Raw genomic sequence first — 5281 nt, forward strand, 5'->3', positions numbered from 1 at the left:
CGGTCAATTTCAATATCTAAATTAGACAGAATTTCAGAATGGGCGACACCGTCTTTTCTTGTAAAGTCATGGATCAGTCCTGTGCGTTCATCTTCTAATTTTTCCCCTGCACGATATGCAGCAGATGCAACCGCAGTTCGCCCCGAACTGCGGTTAACTGTTTTGGTCGAGCAATGGTAAATAGCCATCGCTTAACACTTCCGACTAGCAGGGACGTAATAACCGCATTTTTCGCATTCTCTTTTTAGGTTCTGAACTTCTTTTTCTTCTGCATGTTGTGCCATCAGTTCAGGCATCGTGTAAGTGCATTCGTGTCCGCAATTTGGACAAAGATAAAGGTGCGTTTCTCTGAAATTATACCGATGCATTTTTATTTTCCTTTTGCTTTTTAAAATTGCGTAGTAATTTTTTGGGGTTAAGGGGACACCCCCTTACGCTAATGTAGACTTGGATGAAATCTAAGTCGTAAGTGCGCATTTCATGAAAAACACGATAGCATATAGCCCGCTTGAATTTCAATTCATAGGGCCTTATGCTTGAGTGGTTTTCTATATCCCGAAATCTGAATCATGACAAAAGCTGCTGAAACTCTCGAAAAGAAAATCGAAGCCCAGTTAGAAAAGCTGAAACAGTTAAAGGCTCGCAAACAAGCTATCGAAGCTAGAGAAAGGTCAAAGCAAAAAGAGCAGGAAAGGAAGGATGATACTCGACGTAAAATTTTGCTCGGTTCTTATTTAATTAAAAAGATGCAAAGTAATGAAGCCAACAAAGAAAAAATACTCGCTGAACTCAACGAGTATTTAACAGAAGATCGGGATAGACAGCTTTTTAACCTTTAAAATCTGTTTCAGTCCGCAAGGCTTTAAATATACGTTTTGCGGTTTCCTCTCTGACTGATTTTGGATCTCGTAAAATATTAGCAATCCAAATTGCAAATGCTTGATAGTCTTTTGCTCCAGCTAGATCACTAATACTACCTACTTTTGACAAAATAGAGCTGTAGGTATTGATTTGACCATCAGACAGACTGCGGAATATATCTAGTGTTTCTTGCTCTCGCTCTGATGCTATTAATCTAGGCTTGGGCTTCTCTCTGACAGTAAACTTAAAGCCAACCACAGAACGCCCTTTTTTAACGTTTTCATAAGTTAGGGCAATATCTGTATTAGCTGTGATCTCATCTAGTGATGGATTGATAACACGTTTTTTTAGATTACTTAGATCGTGATAAGACTCAGGTAAGCCAAATTCAGTTCTTATTCTTTCTAAAGACATTTCAAATTTTCCCATAGCCTGATGTTTTTTAGCTAAGTGATAAAAATCGAATGAGTAATCTTTTTTTAGACTAAGTACGATGTCTTTTTTGTACTTTGTATATGGATTTAATTTATCAAATTCTGTAAGCATCAATAAAACGATCTCAGGGAATCGAATTGCAATACCTCCATCTTCATAAATGCAATCAATTACCCAATTAGACAGAACACGTTTCCCTCTTTCATTGTTATAAGAAAAACTACGCTTAATCAGATTTCTACTTGCTACTTCTAACTGTGTATATGCTGAATGCGTTTTAATTCCACACTCTTCAGCGAATTTTTCAGCGGTAATCATAATAGGATCTTTTTCTGTTGCTTGAGTAGTTCTAGCAATTGGACTAGCAAGTATCAATATACGCTTTTCATCAATATTCATACTTTTAAAACATTCTTGAATATTATTTTGCATCACAACCCAAGAAGGTGGATACGTTTTTTTATTTTCGTCCATATAACTCCAATGCCTATTAAGTACTTTTTCGGATATGTACCTGTATAGTATATTATTGCTTAAAATTTGACTATTATTTTTGTACTTTTTTAAAAAAAGTACATCTAAATTTGTGTACCTTAATGTCCGGTAAAAGTACTTTTTAAGTCCGGTAAAAGTACTTTTTTAAATGCGTTTTGTCCGGTAAAAGTACTTGGTTGTCCGGTAAAAGTACTTTTTTAAAGTCTGAAAGCCTTGCTAGATATGGGCTAGAAGGGGGTCTAAAAGCTTTTAAAAGCTTTTTAAAAGATAAAAAAGGAAAATACAGAAAATAAAACAGCCCTATGCCCTCGCTAAAGCTCGGACGTTTTAACCTCGCTTTCGCTCGGTTGAGGGGCTGTTTTTTTCAAATATGAATTGAGGATTTAATAAAAAAGAGACTATGCCTTCGCTTCGCTCAGTAGTCTTTATGCTCGCTTCGCTCGTCTAGAATTTGACTAATACAGTTCGCACCCATTCGGGATGCTCTGTATCTTTCGTTACGAAGCAAAAGGGAGCTTGTAATCAGAGAAAAGGCAGGGGCTAAATTTTAATGCCAGGTGGTCGCTCGTAGACACTCGCTCGGCCCTTACTGGAATGATTAAAATATCTAATCAAAACCGTGGAACATTGATTAAAGAATATTCGTGGAACATGAAAAATCATAAAAAAAGCCCAAACGGGCTCGATTGGGCTATAAACTAGAAACTACAGCATTGATTTCTAAGTGGAATTATAACGTATTTCGTATAAGGTGTATTATGTTAATTTTAGCTATTTTTCATAATACAGCTTTTCGTAAGGCTCAAACTTAAATACATTTGTTCTTTCTGTTTATTCGCTAAAATAAAATTTACTTATATGTAATATTATTAAAACTCAAACACTTACTCGCAAAAAAATAAAAATATGTATATGCTTATTAACTATTTAATATTTGGAGCTTGATGTAATGCATACTCTTTTTGAACCAGAATTAAACGATTTAGAATCCTTAGCTGAAATTTTTAATGCATATAGGGTTTTCTACCATCAAGAACCAAATATAGATTTAGCACGGAAATTTATTCATGAGAGGATTACTCAAAAGGATTCAAAAATTTTTATAAAGAAAGATGAATTCAATAACATTCTTGGTTTTATCCAACTTTATCCCACGTTTTCATCCGTTTCAGCAGGAAAAGCTTGGATTTTAAATGATTTATATGTACATGAAGTGAATCGTCGACAAGGTATTGCTGAAGAGTTAATGCAACATGTAATTCAATTTGGTCAAAATACGAATGCTAAATATCTCGCTTTAGAAACACATTTTGATAATGTAGCAGCACAAACACTTTATAAAAATATGGGATTTATCGAACAAGATAAAACAAAGCTATTTGAATACTCTTACTAATCAATAATGCCATTTAACCTAATGGCTGTTATACGAAATTCAGTTGTCAGAAACCATTTATTACATCAAAAATAATGAAAAAGTAAAGAATATGCTTTATATTGTCTTTACTTTAATAGTTTTTGAGTGAGGAAATCATGTCCGCAGTCAATTTCAATATGCGCTTAGAAGCAGAGTTAAAAGAACAAGCCATGCCTATTTTGGAAGACTACGGTTTGACTATGCCCCAAGCATTCAAACTGTTCTTGAATCAAATCGTTAAAACTAAAGCGATTCCTTTATCTTTTGACTATGCGCGAGAAACTGCTTTAACACCTAAAGCAGCAGCCAAGTTACTTCAATCTTTAAAAGAGATTGAAAATGGCGAGTACACCGAGTACGAAACGGTAGAAGAAGCGATTAAAGCTATGTCGGAAGAAGCACATGGCTAAACGTAAGATTATCGTAACCAGTTCTTTTAAACGTGATATTAAAAGACGTTACTTAGAACTGGTTACGGCTGAATGGGCAGAAGTATTAGATTGTTTAGTTGCAAATAATCCTTTGCCTGAAAAATATTTAGATCATCCCTTGAAGGGTGGTGCAGAGTTTAAGAATTGTCGTGATTGTCATGTGAAGCCTGATTTAGTCTTGATCTATAGGCTTGTTGGTGATGATATTTTAGAACTGCATCAGTTGGATAGCCATTCCGAAATTTTTGGATGACTATCGCTCGATGCTTTGAAAGATGGCTTTAGCCATGTTTCAAAGTCGGGCAACTTTGCGCTTGCTGTAATCTGATCAGTAATGAGAAAAACCAAGCAAAGTACCGATCATCTAGTATTTTTTAGGGTCGATCTGACACCAGTCATACGTTTTTTCTTTGACGCTACTCGGTTCAAATGAATAGCAGTTTTTCCGCATGATTCTCACCAATGTTTCACCATCACTTTCTCGAATTTGTAGCGGATATTTTTTAAGTGCAGCCATATCAGCTCTACGTTCATCGATTTCATCTTTGCTTGGCACGTATAAGAAGATTGCCAATATGAACACTATCATTACAGCGACAAACGTACTTGCAAAAATAATAATCAATTTTAAGCTGAGCCTGTTAGTTACTTCGTTTAATGCCTGAATACTGTTGTTTAATGCACCTGTATGCTTCTTGTTTGCGTTTTCTAGCGATTTTTCAGCCTTATCTAGCACTCCACTAGCGACTTGGTTGTAAAACTGCTCTAATCGCTTATTATCATCTGCTATGGCTTCTCTGTATTCCTTCATGGATGCCAATAAAATATATAACTGATCATCTAGATCATTTTGATTACTCATAATGACATTCCGCCTCTACCTAGTTTTTGAGATGCCTTGCGGAGTGCTTGCTCGGCTCGTTGTTTATCTAATTCTTGCTGTCGCTTCATTTCCGCTTGGCGTTCCAGTTCTAGGCGTTTGCTTTCTTGGTTCTTTTGCCATTGGTCAAAACCTTGATCGACACGGTTTAAACCACGCTGTAAAACGCTCTCTTTCTGCTGTTTCTGTTGGTGAAGCTGTTGGGTGTTCTGCTGTTTGACATTGTCATTAAAACGGCTGATTTCAGTGTCTATACCTTGTCTGCGTAATTGGGTGACTTTACTACCTTCATGGATGGTGGCTTGTAGTCCGTTGTTCTGATCGGCATAGCTGCGGTGGTCTATTTTTTCGCTGTGTCCGACTTTTTCTAATGCGTAATTGGCAAGGTCTGCCCATGTTTCTCGAATTTGCTTAATATCTTCTTGGGTTGTACCCATACCAAGGCTTTTTCGTTTGGCGTTGCTTAATTCAATATCGGTTTTGGTGGTCAGGGTGAGTTTATTGTCCGTGTCCAGTTCTGCCTTTCGAGTGGTGAGCATGATATGGGCATGGTGGTTTTTATCATTACCGCCTTTGCTGGGTTCATGGATGGCTAAATCTGCGATCACGTCATAGCGATCAACTAAGGACCTGGCAAAGTCTTTTGCCAAGTCCTTACGTTGATCAGCGTCTAATTCATCAGGTAGGGCAATCACCCATTCTCTAGCGGTTCGGGCATCTTTACGGTTTTCGGTTTTTTCTGCCAAGTTCCAAAGTTCACCA

The 5281-nt window shown here is 36.8% G+C and carries 8 protein-coding genes; 4 read left to right on the forward strand and 4 right to left on the reverse strand.

The genetic code is table 11. The features are described from left to right. On the reverse strand, positions 1-188 hold a 188-nt coding region (locus EGT34_RS20860), incomplete at its 3' end, for a MobA/MobL family protein (protein ID WP_171456081.1). Between the two features lie 381 nt (positions 189-569). Here EGT34_RS20860 and EGT34_RS20865 point away from each other — a divergent pair. Then, complete coding sequence (locus EGT34_RS20865; protein WP_004282235.1) at positions 570-839, forward strand: mobilization protein; 270 nt, start codon at positions 570-572, stop codon at positions 837-839. On the opposite strand, the gene EGT34_RS20870 is transcribed toward EGT34_RS20865, so the two are convergent. After that, complete coding sequence (locus EGT34_RS20870) at positions 829-1770, reverse strand: replication initiation protein (protein WP_004282236.1); 942 nt, start codon at positions 1768-1770, stop codon at positions 829-831. The genes EGT34_RS20865 and EGT34_RS20870 overlap by 11 nt on opposite strands. Positions 1771-2740: 970 nt before the next feature. On the opposite strand from EGT34_RS20870, the gene EGT34_RS20875 reads away from it, so the two are divergent. The 3 genes from EGT34_RS20875 to EGT34_RS20885 all read left to right on the forward strand — a co-directional run bounded on the left by EGT34_RS20875 (position 2741) and on the right by EGT34_RS20885 (position 3892). Beyond that, positions 2741-3187, forward strand: coding sequence for a GNAT family N-acetyltransferase (locus EGT34_RS20875; protein WP_004781211.1), 447 nt, complete (start codon positions 2741-2743; stop codon positions 3185-3187). A 137-nt stretch (positions 3188-3324) separates the two neighbouring features. Beyond that, positions 3325-3618, forward strand: a complete 294-nt coding sequence (locus EGT34_RS20880) for a type II toxin-antitoxin system RelB/DinJ family antitoxin (RefSeq protein WP_004781213.1) — start codon at positions 3325-3327, stop codon at positions 3616-3618. Next, complete coding sequence (locus EGT34_RS20885; protein ID WP_001129137.1) at positions 3611-3892, forward strand: type II toxin-antitoxin system YafQ family toxin; 282 nt, start codon at positions 3611-3613, stop codon at positions 3890-3892. Before EGT34_RS20880 ends, EGT34_RS20885 begins: the two co-directional genes overlap by 8 nt. 111 nt (positions 3893-4003) lie before the next feature. Here the strand turns inward: EGT34_RS20885 and EGT34_RS20890 are convergent, their stop codons facing one another. Both EGT34_RS20890 and EGT34_RS20895 read right to left on the reverse strand, forming a co-directional pair. Beyond that, positions 4004-4501 (reverse strand): hypothetical protein, encoded by a 498-nt coding sequence (locus tag EGT34_RS20890; protein WP_024437508.1) that lies wholly within the window; start codon positions 4499-4501, stop codon positions 4004-4006. Then, a partial coding sequence (locus tag EGT34_RS20895; RefSeq protein ID WP_125305497.1) for a MobA/MobL family protein occupies positions 4498-5281 on the reverse strand: 784 nt, incomplete at its 5' end. The genes EGT34_RS20890 and EGT34_RS20895, both read right to left, overlap by 4 nt.

Source organism: Acinetobacter sp. FDAARGOS_558 (assembly GCF_003937785.1).
GTDB classification, from domain to species: Bacteria; Pseudomonadota; Gammaproteobacteria; order Pseudomonadales; family Moraxellaceae; genus Acinetobacter; species Acinetobacter baumannii.

What these genes read in the sequence shown, in the direction of transcription:
- EGT34_RS20865 (WP_004282235.1), top strand. Translation starts at nt 570, where the DNA reads ATGACAAAAGCTGCTGAAACTCTCGAAAAGAAAATCGAAGCCCAGTTA.
- EGT34_RS20870 (WP_004282236.1), bottom strand. Translation starts at nt 1,770, where the DNA reads ATGGACGAAAATAAAAAAACGTATCCACCTTCTTGGGTTGTGATGCAA.
- EGT34_RS20875 (WP_004781211.1), top strand. Translation starts at nt 2,741, where the DNA reads ATGCATACTCTTTTTGAACCAGAATTAAACGATTTAGAATCCTTAGCT.
- EGT34_RS20880 (WP_004781213.1), top strand. Translation starts at nt 3,325, where the DNA reads ATGTCCGCAGTCAATTTCAATATGCGCTTAGAAGCAGAGTTAAAAGAA.
- EGT34_RS20885 (WP_001129137.1), top strand. Translation starts at nt 3,611, where the DNA reads ATGGCTAAACGTAAGATTATCGTAACCAGTTCTTTTAAACGTGATATT.
- EGT34_RS20890 (WP_024437508.1), bottom strand. Translation starts at nt 4,501, where the DNA reads ATGAGTAATCAAAATGATCTAGATGATCAGTTATATATTTTATTGGCA.